General features: G+C 38.6%; 19 protein-coding genes, 5 tRNA genes and 1 other RNA gene. 11 read left to right on the forward strand and 14 right to left on the reverse strand.

Annotated features, from left to right (window positions below):
- The 6 genes from HMPREF0671_RS10285 to HMPREF0671_RS10310 all read right to left on the reverse strand — a co-directional run.
- Positions 1–397: hypothetical protein (locus tag HMPREF0671_RS10285; protein WP_036900248.1), on the reverse strand; the 397-nt coding region annotated here is incomplete at its 3' end.
- Between the two features lie 30 nt (positions 398–427).
- Positions 428–500: transfer RNA gene (locus tag HMPREF0671_RS10290), tRNA-Gly, on the reverse strand.
- 12 nt (positions 501–512) lie between these two features.
- Positions 513–596: transfer RNA gene (locus HMPREF0671_RS10295), tRNA-Leu, on the reverse strand.
- Positions 597–624: 28 nt separating this feature from the next.
- Positions 625–706: transfer RNA gene (locus HMPREF0671_RS10300), tRNA-Leu, on the reverse strand.
- 41 nt (positions 707–747) lie between these two features.
- Positions 748–820: transfer RNA gene (locus HMPREF0671_RS10305), tRNA-Gly, on the reverse strand.
- A 115-nt stretch (positions 821–935) separates the two neighbouring features.
- Positions 936–1,580, reverse strand: a complete 645-nt coding sequence (locus tag HMPREF0671_RS10310; RefSeq protein WP_036900250.1) for an HAD family hydrolase — start codon at positions 1,578–1,580, stop codon at positions 936–938.
- 270 nt (positions 1,581–1,850) lie between these two features.
- Between HMPREF0671_RS10310 and rnpB the strand changes: the two genes are divergently transcribed.
- From rnpB to HMPREF0671_RS10350, 9 genes are all read left to right on the forward strand, one after another.
- Positions 1,851–2,215: RNase P RNA component class A (gene rnpB / locus HMPREF0671_RS11825), an RNA gene on the forward strand.
- 41 nt (positions 2,216–2,256) lie between these two features.
- On the forward strand, positions 2,257–2,682 hold the full coding sequence (locus HMPREF0671_RS10315) for a hypothetical protein (protein ID WP_036900252.1): 426 nt from the start codon (positions 2,257–2,259) through the stop codon (positions 2,680–2,682).
- Between the two features lie 27 nt (positions 2,683–2,709).
- Positions 2,710–3,117, forward strand: a complete 408-nt coding sequence (locus HMPREF0671_RS10320) for a YkvA family protein (protein ID WP_036900255.1) — start codon at positions 2,710–2,712, stop codon at positions 3,115–3,117.
- Positions 3,118–3,314: 197 nt separating this feature from the next.
- The gene (locus HMPREF0671_RS10325; protein WP_036900257.1) at positions 3,315–4,781 is read left to right on the forward strand and encodes a Do family serine endopeptidase; all 1,467 of its coding nucleotides are present in this window, start codon (positions 3,315–3,317) and stop codon (positions 4,779–4,781) included.
- 172 nt (positions 4,782–4,953) lie between these two features.
- Positions 4,954–5,817 carry an RNA polymerase sigma factor RpoD/SigA gene (locus HMPREF0671_RS10330; RefSeq protein ID WP_036900258.1) on the forward strand — a complete coding sequence of 288 codons (864 nt, stop codon included), beginning with the start codon at positions 4,954–4,956 and terminating at the stop codon, positions 5,815–5,817.
- Between the two features lie 22 nt (positions 5,818–5,839).
- Positions 5,840–6,328: a hypothetical protein gene (locus tag HMPREF0671_RS10335; protein ID WP_036900260.1), complete on the forward strand. Its 489-nt coding sequence runs from the start codon at positions 5,840–5,842 to the stop codon at positions 6,326–6,328.
- A gap of 144 nt (positions 6,329–6,472) precedes the next feature.
- On the forward strand, positions 6,473–7,300 hold the full coding sequence (locus tag HMPREF0671_RS10340; RefSeq protein WP_231725619.1) for a hypothetical protein: 828 nt from the start codon (positions 6,473–6,475) through the stop codon (positions 7,298–7,300).
- Positions 7,267–7,752, forward strand: coding sequence for a S24/S26 family peptidase (locus HMPREF0671_RS10345; RefSeq protein WP_036900268.1), 486 nt, complete (start codon positions 7,267–7,269; stop codon positions 7,750–7,752). The genes HMPREF0671_RS10340 and HMPREF0671_RS10345 overlap by 34 nt, the downstream gene beginning before the upstream one ends.
- A gap of 5 nt (positions 7,753–7,757) precedes the next feature.
- Entirely contained in the window at positions 7,758–8,024 is a 267-nt protein-coding gene (locus HMPREF0671_RS10350) for a PqqD family protein (RefSeq protein WP_036900300.1), read from the forward strand.
- 88 nt (positions 8,025–8,112) lie between these two features.
- Here HMPREF0671_RS10350 and HMPREF0671_RS10355 read toward each other — a convergent pair whose 3' ends face one another.
- The gene (locus HMPREF0671_RS10355; protein ID WP_036900271.1) at positions 8,113–10,317 is read right to left on the reverse strand and encodes a S9 family peptidase; all 2,205 of its coding nucleotides are present in this window, start codon (positions 10,315–10,317) and stop codon (positions 8,113–8,115) included.
- A gap of 71 nt (positions 10,318–10,388) precedes the next feature.
- On the opposite strand from HMPREF0671_RS10355, the gene HMPREF0671_RS10360 reads away from it, so the two are divergent.
- The gene (locus HMPREF0671_RS10360) at positions 10,389–11,327 is read left to right on the forward strand and encodes a TIGR01212 family radical SAM protein (RefSeq protein ID WP_036900275.1); all 939 of its coding nucleotides are present in this window, start codon (positions 10,389–10,391) and stop codon (positions 11,325–11,327) included.
- Here the strand turns inward: HMPREF0671_RS10360 and HMPREF0671_RS10365 are convergent.
- The 6 genes from HMPREF0671_RS10365 to HMPREF0671_RS10390 form a co-directional block, all read right to left on the reverse strand.
- Entirely contained in the window at positions 11,317–11,952 is a 636-nt protein-coding gene (locus HMPREF0671_RS10365) for a gliding motility protein GldB (protein WP_369793992.1), read from the reverse strand. The two genes, HMPREF0671_RS10360 and HMPREF0671_RS10365, sit on opposite strands and share 11 nt — an antisense overlap.
- A gap of 285 nt (positions 11,953–12,237) precedes the next feature.
- Positions 12,238–13,248: a glycosyltransferase family 2 protein gene (locus tag HMPREF0671_RS10370; RefSeq protein ID WP_036900283.1), complete on the reverse strand. Its 1,011-nt coding sequence runs from the start codon at positions 13,246–13,248 to the stop codon at positions 12,238–12,240.
- Positions 13,245–14,591, reverse strand: a complete 1,347-nt coding sequence (mtaB, locus tag HMPREF0671_RS10375) for a tRNA (N(6)-L-threonylcarbamoyladenosine(37)-C(2))-methylthiotransferase MtaB (protein ID WP_036900285.1) — start codon at positions 14,589–14,591, stop codon at positions 13,245–13,247. The genes HMPREF0671_RS10370 and mtaB overlap by 4 nt, the downstream gene beginning before the upstream one ends.
- Before the next feature lie 82 nt (positions 14,592–14,673).
- Positions 14,674–14,748: transfer RNA gene (locus HMPREF0671_RS10380), tRNA-Arg, on the reverse strand.
- Positions 14,749–14,962: 214 nt separating this feature from the next.
- A complete protein-coding gene (locus tag HMPREF0671_RS10385; RefSeq protein ID WP_036900288.1) occupies positions 14,963–18,166 on the reverse strand; it encodes a TonB-dependent receptor in 3,204 nt (1,067 codons plus the stop codon).
- Between the two features lie 428 nt (positions 18,167–18,594).
- Complete coding sequence (locus HMPREF0671_RS10390) at positions 18,595–19,782, reverse strand: aminotransferase class I/II-fold pyridoxal phosphate-dependent enzyme (protein WP_036900291.1); 1,188 nt, start codon at positions 19,780–19,782, stop codon at positions 18,595–18,597.
- A gap of 187 nt (positions 19,783–19,969) precedes the next feature.
- Here HMPREF0671_RS10390 and HMPREF0671_RS10395 point away from each other — a divergent pair, with 187 nt between their 5' ends.
- Positions 19,970–21,001: a diacylglycerol kinase family protein gene (locus HMPREF0671_RS10395; RefSeq protein ID WP_036900297.1), complete on the forward strand. Its 1,032-nt coding sequence runs from the start codon at positions 19,970–19,972 to the stop codon at positions 20,999–21,001.
- A gap of 3 nt (positions 21,002–21,004) precedes the next feature.
- On the opposite strand, the gene HMPREF0671_RS10400 is transcribed toward HMPREF0671_RS10395, so the two are convergent.
- Complete coding sequence (locus tag HMPREF0671_RS10400) at positions 21,005–21,703, reverse strand: tRNA1(Val) (adenine(37)-N6)-methyltransferase (RefSeq protein ID WP_036900299.1); 699 nt, start codon at positions 21,701–21,703, stop codon at positions 21,005–21,007.
- Positions 21,704–21,743: the final 40 nt, after the last annotated feature.

Raw genomic sequence — 21,743 nt, forward strand, 5'->3', positions numbered from 1 at the left:
CTCGATATTCATGTTTACCGGTAGTGGGTATCATCACAACGCGTTTAAAATCTAATTCTCCTTCATACCATCCTAGACGCTCTTCTGTCAAACGTGTCATTGCCGTAGCTGCTAAATCTCTCTTTTCAGCAACCGGGCCGGCAGGTATCGGACGTAAAGCTTTCTTCTGTTTGAAATCAGCCATCGTTGCCGCTGTAGTCTTAATGATAATGAAATAAACGCGTTGACGAACCTTATAACGTTTAGGATAGAAAACATCACTTGCTGCATAATCACGGATATCAGCCTCCAATTCCTCATTCATCCCTATTTCGCGGATGGAACTTAAAAAATCAATAGCCTCATCAACACTGGTAGCCAATAGTTCTTTATCGAAATATCTTAAATATAAATTCATTGTGGATTAGTATGTTTTCCTTAAAAACTGAGCGGAAAACGGGACTCGAACCCGCGACCCCGACCTTGGCAAGGTCGTGCTCTACCAACTGAGCTATTTCCGCAAAAAAAACTAGTGAAGAGGAGGAGACTCGAACTCCCACGATGCAATTATCACTACCCCCTCAAAGTAGCGCGTCTACCAATTCCGCCACCTCTCCAACATAAAAAGCATTCTAAACAAATAAGTGCCCAGAACAGGACTCGAACCTGCACGTCGTGAAACACACGCACCTGAAACGTGCGCGTCTACCAATTCCGCCACCTGGGCCTCTGAAACATTTGTTTCAATTGGATTTATTCAGAATGTTGAGCGGAAAACGGGACTCGAACCCGCGACCCCGACCTTGGCAAGGTCGTGCTCTACCAACTGAGCTATTTCCGCGTTAAGCACTTCTCTAAATGCGGTTGCAAAGGTAGTGCTTTTTTCCGAGCCAACAAATTTTTCGCTTATTTTTTTTCATTCTTACTTTCTTTTTGTACACCACCTATTATATATATTACTTTTCCAAGATTTCTAACGGCGTTTGAGCGAATTTCGAGGCCCCTTTCTCTAGAAGGAAATCCTTACTACGGAATCCCCATAACACACTGATACATGGCATTTGACAATTAAGAGCAGTTTGTACATCCACTTCACTATCACCTACATAGACAGCTTTACTTGCTTCTACATGCAGTTGGTGCAAAGCTTCGATAACAGTATCCGGAGCCGGTTTCTTACGAATATCTTCACGTTCACCGATAGCAACCTTGATATAATCGCCGAAAAAGTGCGCACAAAGTTCGCTTGTAGCCGCATAAAATTTATTACTGACAACCGCCATAGCAACACCTTCTGCTTGAAGCCGGTGCAATAGTTCTATGATACCGGGATAAGGACGGGTCGTGTCAAGGTTGTGTATGAGGTAATGTTCCCTGAAAGCCTGATAAGTTTCATTGAATTTTGGATTCTTATCTCCATTGGGAATAGCGCGTTCCATCAATTTCCGAACTCCATTTCCAACAAATTGGCGAACTTCCTCTATCGTTCGTTCAGGCATTCCATGTTTTCTCAACGCATAATTACAGCTGTTTGCCAAATCGGCCAAAGTGTCCAACAACGTACCATCTAAATCAAATATATATGCCTGATATTTTGCCATAATCTACATTTCCATTTCTAAACATTGCAAAAGTAGATATTTTTGACGACTTAAAAGTACGTCCGAACAAGAAATCATAAAATACTGCAAAGGCCAAGCAAAGTTATTGAACAGCCACAACAGCATTGCTGAAACAAGTTATCAGAAATGCTGTAATTTTTTTGCAGCAACAGATAAGGCACGAAAGTAAATTTTCAAATAGAAGAGCAAGAGTTTTTAGAACATAAATTTTGATTAGTAAGAGAATTTAGACTATCTTTGCACGTGAAAGCAGTGTCTCGGTACTGTCGCTGGCAATATATTGCAAGAGGAAAGTCCGGGCAGCACAGAGTATTCCACTTCTGAAACAGAAGCTATTGGTGACAGTAGGAATAAGTAGAAGAGAACAACCGCCACTTCGGTGGTAAGGGTGAGAAGGCAGGGTAAGAGCCTACCAGCTGTTGGGTGATCAACAGGCTGTACTTTCTGGAAGCTGCAAGTCCATGTAAACCGTAGTCAAAGAGTTACTCGCTCAATAGCATATACTAACTACGGAGGGTAGGATGCTAGAGATGTAGGGCGACCTGCATAGTAGATAAATGACAGTAGCTGTTTTTACAGTTTAACAGAACCCGGCTTACAGGGACACTGCTTTCATTTTTTATCTAATGTATTAAAATCACAAACACATTGCTATATGGCTTTTCAATTAAACCAGCTGGACAAGGCTGTTGATGACATCCAGCAACAAGTTTCAAACAAAATAAAAGCACATCAAGGCGAAGCAGGCTTCCCCAAGCTGGAAGATTACCAACTCTGCGATGAACAATTAACCGACTATCTTTTCGACAAGCAAGCCATCTTGGACAGCCTAGGAAGCGAACGGACCAAACTGACAGTTTCGGGCTTTCTCATTGTTTTACCAATTTTGGCTATGTCGCTATATCCGCAAGATAGTTTACCTTGGGGGCGAAACTCCATCTTTGTAGGTATAGCTATAGGCTTCTGCCTGTACTTATTATACAAAGCTATATCCAAATTATATATTTATTACCGATTGAAGAAACTGAACAACCCAAAAATAGAGGAATACATAAGCCTAGTATTGTCCTATCAGAAGTAATTATTACACTCCTATAAAAATCAGACTATGGAATTATCAGACATTCTGCGTTATAAAGACAAATTCAGCCCTAAAGGCTTCTTAGACAAAATATCTCAAATAGCCAAACGAGCCGGTGCCAAATTGGTATATGCAGCCCTCCTACTCTACTACACCTTGGATAATGATAAGGTGAGCGTAAAAGACAAAGCCATCATCCTTGGCGCCTTGGGCTATCTTATCACCCCTTTGGACGTAGTTCCAGACGCAATCCCTATCGCCGGACTAGGTGATGACCTTGCTGTATTGTTCTTCGTCTTACACAAAGTTTGGAATGAGGTCTCCGATGAAATAAAGTTAAAGGCACAAAACAAGCTCTGTCAATGGTTTGATAAAGATGAGATTCCAAATATGGACGAGCTCTTCAAAGAAGACCCAACACAGTCTCCGGTTTAAGCGACTTACATCTAGACATTTATAAAACAAAGTAAATTTATCTCGTAACGGATTTAAGAGCCGTTAAAGTGTTAAATTCAACTGTTAAAATCGAATAAAGAACTGCGACATAATGGCAGTTTTCGATTTTTTGCGTCTATATTTGCAAGCATAAATTCAACAGCGAATATAGAATAAGTTTCAAAACAAATATAAATATGAAGAATTATTCAAAGTATGTATTAGGCACAATGTGCATAGTAGCCATTGGCCTTTCAGCAGGCTCATTCATCAAAGCAAATGCAACCAGTAGCACAAATGCAGCGATAGCAGGTCAGCCTATTGACCTTACTTACGCATCGGAGAAAGCTCTTCCAGCAGTTGTCCATATAAAATATGTCCAAAATTCAAAGACCCAAACAGTCGATGTACCAAGCGACCCATTTGGCGGATTCTTCGATCCCTTTGGTTTTTTCGGTAATCCAAACGATGGTAGCAACGGTGGTAGGCAGAGAAGAAAGATTCAAACTCCCAAAAAAGAAGCTACCGGAAGTGGAGTCATCATCAGTTCAGATGGTTACATTGTAACCAATAACCATGTGGTAGAAGGTGCAGACGAATTAACCATTACACTGAATGATAACAGAGAATACTCTGCAAGAATCATTGGAACAGACAAAACAACAGATTTAGCTCTCATCAAAGTCAATGGCAAAAACCTCCCTACCCTGCCTATAGGAAACTCGGACGACCTGAAAGTAGGAGAATGGGTGATTGCCGTAGGTAATCCTTATGGCCTTAACAACACCGTTACGGCAGGTATCGTCAGTGCGAAAGCACGCTCATTGTATGCAAATGGTGTTGAGAGCTTTATTCAAACTGATGCTGCCATCAATCCCGGAAACTCTGGTGGTGCGCTTGTCAATGCTCGTGGTGAATTGGTAGGAATCAATGCGATGCTATATTCTCAGACAGGTTCATACAGTGGTTACGGCTTTGCCATACCTACAACTATTATGAATAAGGTAGTAGCCGATCTGAAACAATACGGGACAGTCCAAAGAGCTATTTTGGGTATCAAAGGACAAGATGTATTAAACTATATCAATGCACAGAAAGAACAAAATAAGGAAGTTGATTTAGGAACAAATGACGGTATCTATGTAGCAGAAGTTGAAGAAGGAGGTTCGGCAGCAACTGCAGGGCTTAAAGCCGGTGATGTAATCACGAATGTCGATGGTAAAGAGGTAACTAAGATGGCTGAGCTACAAGAAGTATTGGCCAAGAAGCGCCCCGGCGAGAAAGTTAGCATCACCTATTTACGCAACAAGGTTAAATCAACAAAGACTGTTACACTGAAAAATGCTCAGGGCAATACAAAAGTAATGAAGACTGCCGATCTTGATGTACTTGGTGCTAGCTTCCGACCTGTAGGCAACTCGACTAAAGAGCAACTTGACATCAACTTCGGACTTGAAGTTACTAAGGTCTCAAATGGTGCTATCAAAGAAGGTGGAATTACTCCGGGCTTCATCATACAATACGCTAATGACACTCCAATTAAATCGATTAGCGATTTACAAGATGCTGTCAAAGCAGCTTCAACAAGTAAAGACCCTGTACTCATTATCAAAGGTATATGGCCCACAGGAAAGAAAGATTATAAGGTAGTGAAGATTAATTAATAAACAACTCTACTACAAATAAAGGAAGGACTTGATTTTCATTTTCAAAGAAATCAAGTCCTTTTTTGTTTTAGTTTTATATGCTAATATCATACTATGCAAAAAAGAGTAAAACATTTGCACATTCTATAAGAAACACTTAACTTTGCATTTAGCTTAAAATTAACGGCTAATGCGACAACTGAAAATCACAAAATCTATTACCAATCGAGAGAGTGCTTCTCTAGATAAATATTTACAGGAGATTGGGCACGAAGACCTTATTTCGGTAGATGAGGAAATTGAATTGGCGCGACGCATCCGTAAGGGAGACAGACGTGCATTAGAACGCTTAACTAAAGCGAATCTAAGATTTGTCGTATCAGTAGCAAAACAATACCAAAATCAGGGACTAAGTCTACCAGACTTAATCAATGAAGGTAATGTAGGATTAATTAAAGCTGCAGAAAAGTTCGATGAGACTAGAGGATTTAAATTCATATCGTATGCCGTATGGTGGATTAGACAAAGTATTCTTCAAGCTATAGCCGAGCAAAGCAGAATAGTGAGACTACCACTTAACCAAGTTGGTTCGGTCAATAAGATTAATCAAATCTTAAACAAATTCGAACAAGAGCATGAGAGGCGTCCTAGCATCGAAGAGATTGCCGAGAAGATAGATATTCCGGAAGATAAGATTGCGGACGCCATGAAAGTCAATAACAGGCATTTATCAATGGATGCACCAATTGCTGAAGGAGAAGGCAACAGCTTGCTTGATGTATTAACTAATGCTGATGCTCCTCAAGCTGATAGTCAACTCGTCCAAGAATCTTTGCAAGATGAAATCTCTCATGCTTTGCAATTGCTCAATGAACGTGAAAAAAACATCATTGTAGCATTCTTCGGTATAGGACAACCTGAGATGACACTTGAAGAAATAGGTAACAAATATGATCTGACTAGAGAACGGGTTAGACAAATAAAGGAAAAGGCTATAAGAAGATTACGTCATCATGGACAAAACAAACTTCTGAAGTCATATCTAGGTCAATAATATTAAATACAATAAGATAATAATGAAACTAAGATTTTTTGTCATGCTGCTTGCCGGTGTATTTTTTACATCACATGTATATGCCAGCAAGAAGAATAGTAATCAAGTATACATGTACGGGGTAGCAGCATCGTTCAATGATTCTACTGTATATTTCACAGATATTCAACAACTGAGCTCAGCTTGGATAGACCACGAAGGATTCTTATATAGTAGAGATAACTATTCCTACCAATTAAAAGACTATCTTGCCAAATTAGGATTCAGTCATGCTACTTGTATCACCACTTATAGTGATAATAGAAAAGATATAGAGAAGAAATATTTAAAGACTAAAAAGAAATATACCACAGTAAAAGGAAAGGGTAAAGATAAAAACCATTACACTGTCAAATACATTACATCTTCAGACTTTGCCTACAAGCCAATTGTTCCAGATGAGCAAGAAATAGAAAAGGCAAATAAGAAAGCCAATAAGAAAAAAGCACGTAAGCAGAAACAAGGAGAATAAACTTGATGTGTGGCAGACTCATGTAGCCACAAGCAAAATAATAATAACTCATTATTTTAAGCAAAAGTTTTTTTCGTGACATACTATTTTGCAATCGCCGGATTCTACATTCGTATCATATTTGATAACAACAAATATGATATAATGGACTTGATACCCTCATTTACACCATTTAAGATTGAAAATACACCTACTAACGAAAGTTTTTTATTCACTCTTACTATTGACGAGGAACTATCCCCGATAGAAAAAACAAAGCTAAAACTCATAAGAAAATTTGATACTGGTAATGGTGACACTGCTGTATTCCATATAGACAATGGAGGCTATCAATATATCATTGCCAATATCAATAAGGTGCAGTGTTGCTTACTACAAACCAATAAGGATTTTAGCAACTGTCATTGTGCCTTGAATGGGAGCTATATGAATTGGTGCTTTGGTCTGAATAATGCACTTATGCTCATTTTTGCTTTCGCTTCATGCAAGTATCAAACACTATTGATACATGCCTCTGTTGTGGGAAAAGATAATTATGCTTACGCTTTCATTGCAAAAAGTGGTACAGGAAAAAGTACGCAATCTAGTATGTGGCTACAAAGTATTTCTGGATGCGAACTTATCAATGATGATAACCCTATCGTTCGAATCATTGATAATACACCATATATATATGGCAGCCCTTGGAGTGGAAAGACAGCCTGCTATCGCAATATACGGATGAAATTAGGAGCAATTGTCAGAATAGATAGAGCAAGTGAAAATAGTATTGACAAATTGAAGCCAACAGAAGCATTTGCTTCCATACTTCCCTCTTGTTCTGCTATGAAATGGGATCATACATTATTTACTGATTTATGCAAAACGTTATCTCTTCTTATTGAAGCAAGAGTTAGCTATATTCTACATTGTCTACCCAATAAAGAATCTGCTTTATTATGTTACAAGACGGTCAAAAGCCAAACAGAATAGTACTTCCAAACTCTGTTTTGATTCCCAAAATCATTTCATTAATAGAGGAGGGGCACCACACTGTCACACTTCGTATGAGCGGTTGGAGTATGCAACCATTCTTGGATAATAACCGTGATATAGCCCTATTAGCCAAAGTCACGTCATTACATGTGGGCGATGCCGTCTTAGCAGAGATAAGTCCTAAGAAGTATGTATTTCATCGTATCATTAAAATTGACGGAGATGATGTAACTTTACAAGGAGATGGGAATATTAGTAAAGAATATTGTAAAGTAGAAAATATAAAGGCCATCGGTATTGGCTTCTATAGAAAAGAACGTAAAATACTAGACAGTACCGATGGTTATAAATGGAAAATCTATTCTTGGATATGGATGCATATTCCATTACGAAGATATCTACTTGCAGTATATCGTAGAATTTGGATTCCAATAACTAGAAAAAAATAATGATTATGAGAATAAAAGAAGGATTTACATTATTGAATGTTTGTGGAGAGAGTATCGTAGTTGCAGAAGGGGAAACAAATATTGACTTCAATAATATACTCAGTTTGAGCGAGAGTGCTTGTTTCCTATGGGAGAACATCAAAGATAAAGATTTCACCGTGGATACTTTAGCATCCTTGTTAACCAATGAATATGAGGTTACTTACGAAGTTGCAAAGAACGATGCCCAAGTGTTTATCAATCACTTACAAGACATGAAGATTATCATATAACACAACGTTACGTTCAATCATTTATCTCTATAACAGTTAAGGCTCGGCTACTAGTGAAAGTAGCCGAGCCTTAACTATGTATTATCTTTTACTTCAGATGGTCTTTAAACCAAGAAGTAATTTGCTTTAACAAGTGATTACGCGTCTCTCCGCCATATATGCTATGATTTCGATTTACGTAGAAATTCTCTTTAAAATCCTTCCCTGCTTGAATCAATGTCTCTGAGTATTCAAATGAATTTTGTATATGAACATTATCATCCGCAACACCATGGCAAATCAATAGATCTCCATTTAAAGCTTTTACCCGTGATATTGGATTTTCATTATATCCATTAGGATTCTCCTTAGGGGTACGCATATAGCGCTCAGTATATACGGTATCATAATACTTCCAACTTGTTGGAGGAGCAACAGCAACTCCGGCATAAAACACAGGACGTCCCTCGCTCATACTCATAAGTGTATTGAATCCTCCATAACTCCATCCCCATATTCCAATATGTTTCCCATCAACATAACTTTGTTTAGATAACCACAATGCAGTTTCAACTTGATCTTTAGCTTCCAAAGCTCCAAGATTCAAATAAGTACACTTCTCCCATTCCGATCCTCGGGCTCCGGTTCCACGTCCATCCACACAAACGACTATAAAACCTTGCTGTACCAAGAAGTAATCAAAGGCTCCTCCATTCCCCATAGAACCAATATTCCAAGAGTTAACTACTTGTTGACTGCCCGGTCCACTATACTGATATAAAATTACGGGGTATTTATTTGATGGATTAAAATCAATAGGCTTAACCATCCAACCATCTAGTTTGACTCCCTCAGAGGTTGTAAACGTAAAGAACTCTTTAGCCGTAAACCCATAGTTAGAAATTTTATTTGCCAACTCAGCATTATCAATTGGAGTATCTAACACTTTCCCAGAACTAGTTCGTATAGTATACACATAAGGATGATTTGCATCACTCCAGGTATTCACAAAATACTTATAATCTCCAGAAAATATTGCAGAGTTCCAACCTGCTTGATTGGTTAATGATTCCATTTTACCATTTTGGTGGAAGACCAAAACCTGTCTATCGTGTGGATTTTGTAACGCTGCTTGGCAATAAATGTCTCCAGTGCTCTCATCATATCCGTAAATATCGGTAATATCAAAGTCACCTGCACCTATCTTTCGCTTGAATTGACCAGACAGCGTATAAAAATATAGCTTCATATACCCATCTCTATCACTAGGAAGTAGTATACTATTCTTTCCGATAATTACATTTTCCAATACTTCTTCTTTCACATATTTATCAGATTTCTCCTTGATAAGGAGTTGCGAAAGAGTTGTTCTAGGATTTACAGAATAAAGACATAACTCATCTTGATGTCTATTCATGGTAAACACAATCATACTGTTAGGCTCATTCCCAACCTTGAGACGTGGAATATAGCCATCTTGATCAACCGGAATTTGAAGCTGTTTGGTTTGATGAGATTTTATATCATAACTCCATACAGACACTACCGAGTTGTCATATCCGGCTTTAGGATATTTGTAGGAATAATGAGAAGGATAGTCCGAGTTCTCTTCTTTTACAGGTGTATCACCTTTAAACATCTGCAAATCATAGGTTTTAACCTTAGATTCATCATATTTTATCCAACATAACATAGAACCATCAGCATTAAAACTCAATGAACAATTCGTTGAGAATTCTTCTTCGTTTACCCAATCCGGAACTCCATTTATAATAAAATTCGGCTTTCCATCTTTCGTCACTTGCGACTCGGCATTATCGTATAACAGCTTTATAAGATAGATATTATTCTCTCTTACAAATGCCACTTGATACCCATCGGGCGACCAAACGGGCATCTGCTGAGATCCACCATCCGATAATGGTACCAATTTCTTTGAAGCTATCGTATATATATAGTACACTGCACTATACGATCTTCTATAAATACGTTTTGTATTTGTTTGAATAAGGATGAATTTTCCATTGGGCGAAAACTGATATCCATCCACTTCAGTAATCTTATGACCAATCGTATTGAAAACATCAAACAGTATTTCTTGCCGTTTACCGGTCGCAAACGAATACTTCAATATTTGTTTCCTATCAGCACTGATACTAGCATAAGAGTCTGTTCCCGCTATCGGATTAAGGCCATTCAAGCGTTTGCCGGCAAACATGCCACTAGTTATATCAGGTATCGTAATCTCTTCTACCGCATAAAGACTAGTTGTTAACAATAGACTAGAAACGAGCATGGTTAGTAATTTTCTCATTTGAATAATGTTTCGGTTTAACTGCAAAATTACTGAAAAATCACTAATTTTGCAATCTATTACTCGTATTTATGGCTCAAGAACTACACTATAACGACTTTGGAAGCTGGATAAAGGCCAAGCTACCATTCAAAGTCCAAAAGATTTCTATCAATGCAGGTTTCACATGTCCAAACAGAGATGGTAGAATTAGTTATGGTGGATGTACTTTTTGTGACAATAGTACATTCAGTCCGGCATATTGTAGCAACAACAAATCTATTAAAGAACAACTGCAAGAAGGTAAGATGTTTTTCTCAAAAAAATATCCTGAAATGAAATATCTAGCCTACTTTCAAGCCTATACCAACACATACGAATCTGTAGATACACTCAAATTCAAATACGAACAAGCCCTTTCTGTAGAAGATGTCGTTGGTATTGTAATTGGAACTAGACCCGATTGTATCGATGAATCGCTATTACAATATCTCCAACAACTAGGCCGAGAGAGATTTGTGTTAATAGAATATGGAATTGAAAGTACCAATGAAACGACACTAAAGCGCATCAACCGTGGCCATACTTATCAATGTAGCAAAGATATTGTTCAACTGACTCATGATTATGGAATCCTCACAGGAGGACACGTCATTCTTGGACTCCCCGGCGAAGATAGAAATAGCATGCTCAAACAAGCTGATGACATTTCTAGACTTCCCTTAGACCTGCTAAAAATACATCAACTACAGATCATAACAGGGACAGAAATGGCACGAGAATACCAAGAACACCCTTTTCATCTGTTTAATGTTGAAGAATATATAGAATTGTTAGCAGAATATATCACCCGATTAAATCCCACAATTACACTGGATCGATTTGTCAGCCAATCGCCTGAAAACAAATTAATAGCTCCTAGATGGGGGCTTAAAAACTACCAATTTACGAACTTATTCAACAATTATTTGCAACAGAAAGGCATATATCAAGGACAAAAATATTGCTCCTTTGAGCATATTAATTCATAAATCCTCCATCTTCCAACTCCATCAATTGCTTGATAGGTAAGTTTTTATGCTTCTTCATAAATTGCTCTACCCTATCTACATAGGCTGTTTGAAAGATATGGCTATCAGTTAATTTATTGGCAGCCCACATCACTTTCCCCATGTGCACAGCTTTCAATCTAAGTGTTTCCTTCTCATTTTTCCCCATAGGTGCAGGATAATAACTGAGTAGATAGAAACTAATACAATCAGGAACAATATTTTCGCGTGTCATTGTAGCACGTTGCTGCTGATTATAGAACTTGGCATAAGGACCAAAATCATTACCCAAATATTTATCTAAGGAAATACCTATCATTCCATCGCCAACAACAATACTCTGATTGAATGCTCCTATTTGAGTATAAATTTCAGGAATAGGTATACTAGGAATTGCATGCCCAAGTCTCCTAAAAGCCTTATACATAAGTTTACTAATATCTGACATATCTACATATTGCGAATCAACAGCCAAAATAACATCTTGTAACAGAGCATCCTGAAAATAGTTCAACAACCTGCTATTAATGTCCGATTCATTCACATCGCCCAGATTCAATACATTCTCTATCAACGTACGTGTCTCTATTGGATAGTCAGTATTCATTTGTTGAAGCGCAGAAAAATCCCCCGTAGTTAAATATCTACTTTCCAATCTGTCAAAACGATGTATAGCAATACTACGATGATCTTTCTCATCAGTATTGTTAAACTTAAACTCACACGCCGAACAAAGCCACATGAGTGGAAGTAATATGTAACACAAGTACCTCAAAAACAAATATAATATCTCTCTGCAAATATAGTGTTTTTTATGTTTTTCACAAAATTTTAAGCTAAAATGATTAAATTTGTGTTGAAAATTTAATTATTATGCGGACTATCCGCTAGTTCAAAGATTTGAAAAAAACTTCTTTTTGCAAAAATAGTACTTACACAATATAGATGGTAACACTTCAATATCTCGACTCGTTACTTTTCTTGTTGCTTGAATTTGCTCTCTATCAGACTTGAACTCACTGAGCATTCTCTTAAATGCCCACCGTGCCCGATAAATAGCTTTAAAGTCACCAACATTCCTGTTAACGAGCAGAGTTTGCCATGCTGCTAGATAATCCAAAAGCCATCTCCAACTCATCACCCTGCCTAATTCTTTATTCGGAAGATTCTTATAAAGCATTAAGAGATTATTTCTAAAATTGAGGAAAGTCTTTTGAGGATTCCCTTGAGGCAAGGTGGCACCACCAAAATGGTACACTACGCTTTGTGGAATCACAACTATCTTTCGGCCAAGATTTCGCAAACGCCAACAAAGATCAATTTCCTCGTTGTGGGCAAAGAAACGTTCATCAAATCCTTGGATATTCCAAAAATCCTTGGATCGGATAACCAAACAGGCCCCTGTAGCCCACATGATTTCACAAATATCATCGTATTGCCCTCTATCAGCCTCCACTACATCAAAGATACGACCTCTACAATAAGGATACCCTAAGCTATCTAAGAAACCACCAGAAGCCCCTGCATACTCAAACAGCCCCTTATCTAGAATGGAAAGTAATTTGGGTTGGCAAGCAGCTACATCCGGATGAGACTCCATATACTTTATTAATGGTGCAAGCCAACCATCCGTCACCTCCACATCAGAATTCAAGATGACATAATAATCTGCTGAAATTTCCTTCAATGCATTATTATATCCACCTGCAAAACCATAATTCTTATCTAGTTGTACAAGCCTCACCATTGGAAATTCGCTCTTCAAGAGTGCTAAGGAGGAATCCGTAGATGCATTATCAGCAACCCAAACATCAGCTCCGACAGAATATCTGATGACAGACGGAAGATACTCTTTCAGTAGGTTTACACCATTCCAATTTAATATAACGATAGCAATTTTCATTGAAGTATGGCTTTTAAAGCATTTCTTTTTAGGTTGAAATCGCCTAAAGTAACTTTCATGATTTGGTTGTCGTACTCTTCCTTAGACTGCGAGGGCGGCAATTCTACACGTATATAATTTTCTGTAAACCCGTTCATCGCCTTACCCTTTGATGCTTTCTCGAATAAAACGAGGGCTTCTTTGCCAATATATTCCTTATAGAAATGATGAGTCATAGAGTCCGATAATTCCAATAAGCGCTGCGAACGAACCTTCTTTTCTTTATCATCTACCACATAAGGTATAGAGAGTGCACTCGTTCCGGGACGTTCCGAATATGGAAAGACGTGCAGTTGCGCAATGGGTAAAGACGCAAGAAAATCATAACAATCTTCAAAATATTCCGGTTTTTCACCACGACATCCCACCATTACATCCACTCCTATAAAAGCATCAGGCATCTTTTCTCTAATCAACTGAATCTTATGAGCAAAAAGTTCTCTATTATATTGTCTATGCATCAATCTCAACACTTCATTGTTTCCACTCTGAAGAGGAATATGGAAATGAGGCATAAATGCTCGTGAAGAAGCACAATAGTCAATAAGTTCATCACTGCATAAATCCGGTTCGAGACTACTGATGCGAAAACGCTCTATTCCTTCTACCTGATCTAACGCTTTTACCAAATCTAAGAATGATTCATTGGTAGTCCTTCCGAAATCTCCAATATTCACTCCAGTCAATACAATTTCTTTTCCTCCCTCTTTCGCAGCATCTTCTACTTGCTTCACAAGCGAAGCAATTGATGGATTTCTGGAGAATCCTCTGGCATAAGGTATCGTACAATAGGTACAAAAGTAATTGCATCCATCTTGTACTTTCAGAAAGTATCGGGTCCTATTACCACGCGAACAAGATGGTTGGAAAGTCTTTATATCCTTTGTCTTTACAGAGTGAAAACGATGTAAATGTTCATTTTGTCCTTCGCCAACTGTATTCCATGCATCACTTAGATACTGTATCAAGTTAGCTTTTTCATTACTACCAAGTACTAAATCAACACCATCTATCTGGCTCACCTTTTCGGATTCCAATTGAGCATAACATCCTGTTACAATGACAAAAGCACCGGGATTATTACGTACTAGCTTATGAATTGCTTGACGACATTTATGGTCTGCGACTTCAGTTACAGAACAAGTATTCACCAAACAGATATCAGCATTCTCATTTTCTGCTGCCGGAACAATGCCCATCTCGCCCAACATACGTTCAAATGTTGAGGTCTCGGAATAATTGAGCTTGCAACCTAATGTATAATAAGCTGCTTTCTTACCCTGAAATGCAGAACTATCTATCATAGATACACTTTACCAATTTAAAAATAAAAAGGCCAATCAGCATTACACTAATCAGCCTCTTTTCAGACGAATATTTGGAAAGTGATTCCGTTGGGGTTCGAACCCAAGACCCACAGCTTAGAAGGCTGTTGCTCTAATCCAACTGAGCTACGGAACCTTTAACCAACAAGTTCCGTCTGAAACCGTCTGCAAAATTAGTAATTTAAAGTGAAACCACAAAATTTTACCCTCGTATTTTACGAGCATTCACTATCTTGTTTTACAATATTAATGCTGCTTCTAAACTCTTGATAAGTCCTCCATATCTACGAAAAACAAAGTGGATAACCCTCTCAGGATTATCCACTTGCTATGATTTGATTTTCTACATATTAGAATGTAACTCTTAAACCAATCTGTGCATGCCATCTACTATAGAAATCGCTGATAGTAGGAGCATTGCCTACATAGGTGTATTGTGCTACTTGATTGCCCTTCGCATCTTTTGAAGTACCAACTACTTGCAAGATATTCTCACTATATACATTAGCATAATATGTACCCCAATTATGATTGAGCATGTTTGCTACATTGATAACATCAAGTACTAACTCTACCTTGCTTCCTCTATCCTTCAAGTAGTAGAAGTCTTGTGAAAGGTGAAGATCAAAGTGATTCTCCCAAGGAGCAGAAGTTCCATTACGTCTAGCGTATTGTCCTCTGTGATTACGTGCATATTTGTTAGAAGCAATCCAGTTACCATAAGCTTCACGCCCTTGCTCTGCCGTAGTAATTACTTTTCCCTTACTGTCCTTAACATCAGCAAATGACATCACAGCCAATTCTTGTTCTGTTGGGATATACAACAGCGAATTTCCACTACGATAATCGCCATTGAAAGAAGCAGATGACTTATCAGACATGACAAAACTATAACGCTGTCCGCTATATCCATTGTATGTAAGAGATATATGGGTCTGCCAACGGCCGTTACCATAACGCTTCGAATTATAGTTAGCCATTGCCAATACACGGTGAGGTGTATCAAACATAGAATATTCAACTTCTTGTACATTGGGATCTGTACAATAGAAATATCCCCAGTTAGATGCCGCTACCGAGGAAGTACCATCATTTACGGAATAAGAGTGACCGAATGTGTAGCTAGCCATCAAATCTAAGCCAAACTTGAAACTCTTCTCTACTTTTGCACTCAAGCTATAGCTATAACCCTTATTCGTATTCTTCATATTAATAATTTGGTTATAACTACCTCTTACACTATTATAATATGTTGTAGCAGAATTCTCAAAGTCGCTATTAACCGCATAAACCTTACCATTTGGTTTCAACGCGAGATTCTCGAACCACACATTGTTCATATTCTTAGAGTACAATCCTTCCAAGGTCAACTTGAAATCATAAGGCAATACTTGCTCCCAAGCAAGATTGGTACGGAATACTTGTGGAAATTTAAAATGACGATCAACCGTATTGATATCCGGTTTATTGGCCTTTCCTTTTGCAGAGTTTGCAGCCTTTTCTGTATCTGTACCGTAAGTAGCAAAGCTAGGAACATTGGGACTATAGAAAGTTACACCTTTCATCTCTATACCTGTATTAGCCCACGCATTTTCAATCCAAACAAATGGAGCCCGACCATTGAAGATACCCAAACCACCACGAAGTTGTGATTTGTGACTCTCGTCTAAGAACCAGCGGAAGCCTGCACGTGGAGATACCATCACACTAGAACTGGGCTTACGACCAACTTTCACGCCATAAGTAGTTGCATATTCCGAAGCATTAAACTCTTCGTTTGTCGATGGAGAATTAAAGTACACCGGAATATCGAAACGAATACCATAAGTCAACTGCAGCAAAGTAGATATATCCCACTTGTCTTGTGCATAGAGGCCAAACTGTCCAGCCTTGAAAGGAGTTGCCCATCTTGTTGTACCGGTGATATCTTTATCAGAATACTTCCAAGCAAAACTCTTTGCTTTATCATTCATGAAGTCGGTAATAGTATTATACACATATTGCCCATTAGCCGCTTGAATAAAAGCATTCTCCATGTTATAAATCTCGTTATGAGTACCAAAGGTGAATGTATGGTTTCCTCTGTACCAAGAAAGATTGTCCTCTAAAGTCCAAATATCTTGATTCAAACGGTTTACACCTGAAGAATATTCTGTTCCCAAATATATAGAATATTTAGCAGAGCCTGTTTCTGCTCCGGTCTTAACATCGTAATTACCCGCACCGGAAATATAAATACTAGGACCAGAATAAGCTATACCACGCTTATCTCTGATAAAACTTACACCTGCACGCAACTCATTATATAGTGAAGCGCTCAAATGTGAGTTCAACTCTGCTACAAACGAATTAGTCTTATCCTTCATTCTATATCCGCTATTATTAAAGAAATAAGATTTTGAAGAAGTAGCATATACGTCTTTATAAGAATCGTTCATCTGGTATCTCAAGGCAAACTTGTTATTGGCATTGATGTTCCAGTCCAAACGACCAAGTACAGACCATGATTGAGTATCAATATTCCTTGGATTATAAGTATCTGTAAGTCCTGTTATTTTAGCATATCTGTCCAAGATAGCTGCTGCTGTAGCTTCTGAGATGAAGTAACCTTCTGCTCCGGGATAGTATGTTGCCGGATGTGAATCCTTCTTATATTCTACACTTCCAAAGAAGAATAATTTATCTTTGATGATAGGGCCACCCACAGTAAAGCCCAAAGTCTTGGTGCTTTCATCAGTAAGTTTCTGTTTCTTACCATATTGTTGGCTCCAACTAGAATACATGTTTTGATCGGTATAATATCCGTATGCAGTAGCATGGAACACGTTGGTACCCGACTTGGTAATGGCATTGATAGCGCCACCGGTAAATCCACTCTGGCGAACATCGAATGGAGATGCTACAACCTGAATCTGTTCTATGGCATCCATTGATATAGGATTAGCACCGGTCTGACCTCCGTTTGTACCGCTAGAAGCAAGACCAAACACGTCATTGCTTACTACACCGTCTATCTGGAACGAATTGTAACGATTATTGCTACCCGCAATCGTGATACCACCAAACTTATTTGAATTTACCAGTGGAGACAGTTTTGCTACATCATACACATTTCGATTAATCGTAGGCGCATTATCAATATTCTGTTGTGAGAAATTTGAAGAAGCACCCATACCACCTCTTCCTGCAACTCCGGTAACTGTTACTTCACCCAATACCTGCGCATCTTCTTTCAAATCGGCATTAATAGCAGTAGCTTCACCTAAAGTCAAACTAATGTTCTTTCTTACATCATCTTTATAACCTATATAGGAAATAGAGACTGTGTAAGGACCACCAACACGCATACCTTGGATTACATAACGTCCCTTGTCATTAGTAACAGCATTATACCGTGTACCAGACGGCACGTGTACGGCTGTAATTGTAGCACCGATAACATCTTGACCATCAGCCACGACTTTACCATTGATGCTAGATGTTGTTACTTGAGCCATTAAAGATGATGTTGTCAATAACAGGAGCATCATCAGAAAGAGCAATCTTTTCTGCATAACTTTGATTAATTAAATTTAATTTAGACCTATGAGGAATCCCCCTAAATAAATAATTCACTGCAAATTTAAATAATTTTATCCAAATGAGTGTTACAATAACGTTAAAATGACAAAGTAGTTCCACATTAAATCCGAGAAACACAAAATCATTCTAGAAAACAAGTTAATTTCAAACCACAAAAAATTTTATCTATAAGGAGATTCATAATATCGTTAATTACCATTCCACATAAATAATATCATCTCACCGAGTATCCGACATCAAATTGCTGCAAGCGCTTAACAGCAATCCTGCTTATATCAAACAGATTTGCTGACAGGCCTATTCAGCAACCTTGCCGAGGCGTTGCAACCAAACGAAACAAAAAATGGGGATATGCAAAAAACATATCCCCATCTGTATTTACAGTCTCTTTTATAAAGTCTTATTTAATAAGACCTAAGTCAACAAATATCTTCTTCAAGATTTGAACACCACGTTCTACCTGCTCTTCGGTATGAGTTGCCATCAGAGCAAAGCGTACCAAAGTATCTTGAGGAGCACAAGCTGGCGGTATAACCGGATTGATAAACACTCCGGCATCGAAAGCCATCTTGGTTACCAAGAATGTTTTATCAATATCACGTACATATAACGGAATGATAGGACTTTCGGTTTCACCAATCTCAAATCCCTCTTCGCGGAAACGCTTCAATGCAAAACGAGTCACAGCCCATAAATGGTCTAAACGCTCAGGTTCTGCTTGGAGTATATGAAGAGCTTCAAGTGCGGCCGCAGTAGCAGCCGGTGTATTAGATGCACTGAAGATATAAGTGCGACAAGTATGGCGCAAATAATTGATGGTATCAGCATCAGATGCAATAAATCCACCAATAGAAGCCAAACTCTTTGAGAACGTTCCCATTATCAAGTCAACTTCATCTGTCAATCCGAAATAGTCACAAACACCTCTACCCTGCTTACCGAAAACTCCTAAACCATGCGCCTCGTCAACCATGATAGAACAGTTGTATTTGTGTTTCAGCTCAACAATCTCAGGAAGTTTAGCCAAGTCACCCTCCATTGAGAACACACCATCAACGACAATCAACTTCACAGCCCCATACGGAAGCGCTTTCAGCACACGCTCCAAGTCTTCCATGTCATTATGCTTGTAATGCAACTGGCGAGCGAAAGAAAGGCGTCTACCATCCACAATACTAGCATGGTCGCGATCATCACAGATGATATAGTCGCCTTTTCCAACGACCATAGCCAACACACCTTGGTTTACAGAGAAGCCAGTAGAAAAGCAAAGAGTTTCGTCTTTGCCCATAAAGGTTGCCAATTCTTTTTCCAGTTGGATGTGAATGTCCAGAGTCCCATTAAGGAAACGGCTTCCTGCACAGCCCGAACCATAACGATCAAGTGCAGCCTTTGCCGCATCTACTACTCGTTGGTCACCTGTCAAGCCTGTATATGCATTAGATCCAAACATCAAGACCTTATGGCCACCCATTTCAACTTCTGTTCCTTGTTTGCTCGTTATCGCACGGAAATAGGGATACACTCCTGCCTCCATAAACTTTTGAGGCTCACGATAATTTCTGTATCTTTCTTGTAACTGTCCCATTTTAATAATAGGTGTAGAGAACTACATTATTTTTTATAGGCTGCAAAGATACGAAAAAGATGTTATATATCATTCTTTTTTACCGGAAATATGTCTTTTATGTAATTTTATCATAGGAACAAATCAGTATATAAGCGTTTTTTTACTACTTTTGCAAAGAATTTATAATAACACTATCAGAGAGGAAATGGGCAAGAAAAAAATTGTTTTCATCATGAATCCTATTTCAGGAACGACCAACAAAGCAGGCATTCCTGAACTGATAGACAAATGTCTAGACAAAGAACTCTTTGACTATGACATCAAAACAACAGAACATGCCGGTCATGCAGCAGAACTAGCCAACAAAGCTAAAAATGATGGTGTACACATTGTTGTAGCTATCGGGGGCGATGGAACGGTTAACGAAGTAGCCCGTTCCATCGTACATTCCAACACTGCTTTAGGAATAATACCTTGCGGTTCAGGCAACGGATTGGCTCGACATCTCATGCTTCCGATGAATCTCAAGAAAGCTATGGCTGTCATTAACAAGTGTGAGATTCGGGATTTAGACTATGGTATCATCAACGGTTATCCTTTCTTCTGTACTTGCGGCATGGGCTTTGACGCATTCGTCAGCCATAAATTTGCAGAATCGGGAAAACGAGGCCCTATCACTTATGTTGAGAATATATTGCTTGAAGGGCTCAGCTATCAACCGGAGACATACGAAATCAACATCAAGGGAAGTTCTGCTAAATACAAAGCATTTCTTATTTCGTGTGCCAATGCCTCTCAATATGGCAACAACGCCTATATCGCACCTCAGGCTTCTATGAGTGATGGACTGATGGATATTGTGATTATGGAACCATTCGACGTATTGGAAGCTCCTCAAATTAGTATCGATATGTTTAACAAAACACTTGATAAAAATTCCAAAATCAAGTCGTTTCGTTGCAAACAACTACAAATACATAGAAGTAAACCGGGATTCATACACTACGACGGAGACCCTGTCATGACTGGTGAAGACATAAATATATCGTTACAAGAGAAAGGCATAAAGATGCTTATCAATCCCGAGGCAAATCGAGATTTAAGAAAACCGAATGCATTACAAGCTGCTGCCGCAGAACTTTTTAACGAAATCAACGTCATTCGTAGTGATATTAGCAAACAAGGTAGGCGTGCCCAAGCCCTAAGCAAGGTTTTGCAACGCAAGCTTAACATCTAACAGCTACAGATAAAAATCCGCTGTTAAGTTGTGATACCATTCCGAACGACCTCCTATCCCATCCATCAGGGTTACCATAGACTTCTCTACTGTCTTTGGCTGACACAAAACGAACTCTAAAAGACAACGCTTTGGAGTTTTCCTCAGCACTGTTTTTATAGAGACTTCTCTAGAGACATAAAAGCCTGATAAAGAAGATATTGCAAGGAAATGCTCTATATTTTCCACAGGGATAATAACAGAAAACTTTCCATCTTCACACAAGAGCTTTCTTACACCGACAAACAAGTCTTCATAGGTCAATGTATCGGTATGGCGAGCCATATTGCGAGAAGGACTTGGAGCCTTTAAAGAATCGACAAAGAATGGAGGATTTGAAACTATAGCATTATACTTATATCTCGCTTGAAATTCCTGCAATGATGCATGAAATAACTTTATACGCTCACAAAAAGAACTTTCATCTACATTCTCCAAAGCTTGGGTATAGGCGCTTTCGTCTATTTCCACTCCATCAACAGTGCTTTCCGGAAACCGCTGTGCCATCATCAAAGCTATCAGTCCGGTACCCGTTCCGATATCTAAGATGCGTTTTCCACCAGCACTCCAAGCCCCCAAAAGGACTCCATCCGTACCAACTTTCATAGCACAACGCTCTTGACGTACGATAAACTGCTTAAATGTAAATTCTTCATGCTTCATACAACCTATGAAACGACAACTTTCTAAAATTATTGTATCA

The sequence above is a fragment of the Prevotella sp. S7 MS 2 genome (assembly GCF_000762865.1).
Lineage (GTDB): Bacteria > Bacteroidota > Bacteroidia > Bacteroidales > Bacteroidaceae > Prevotella.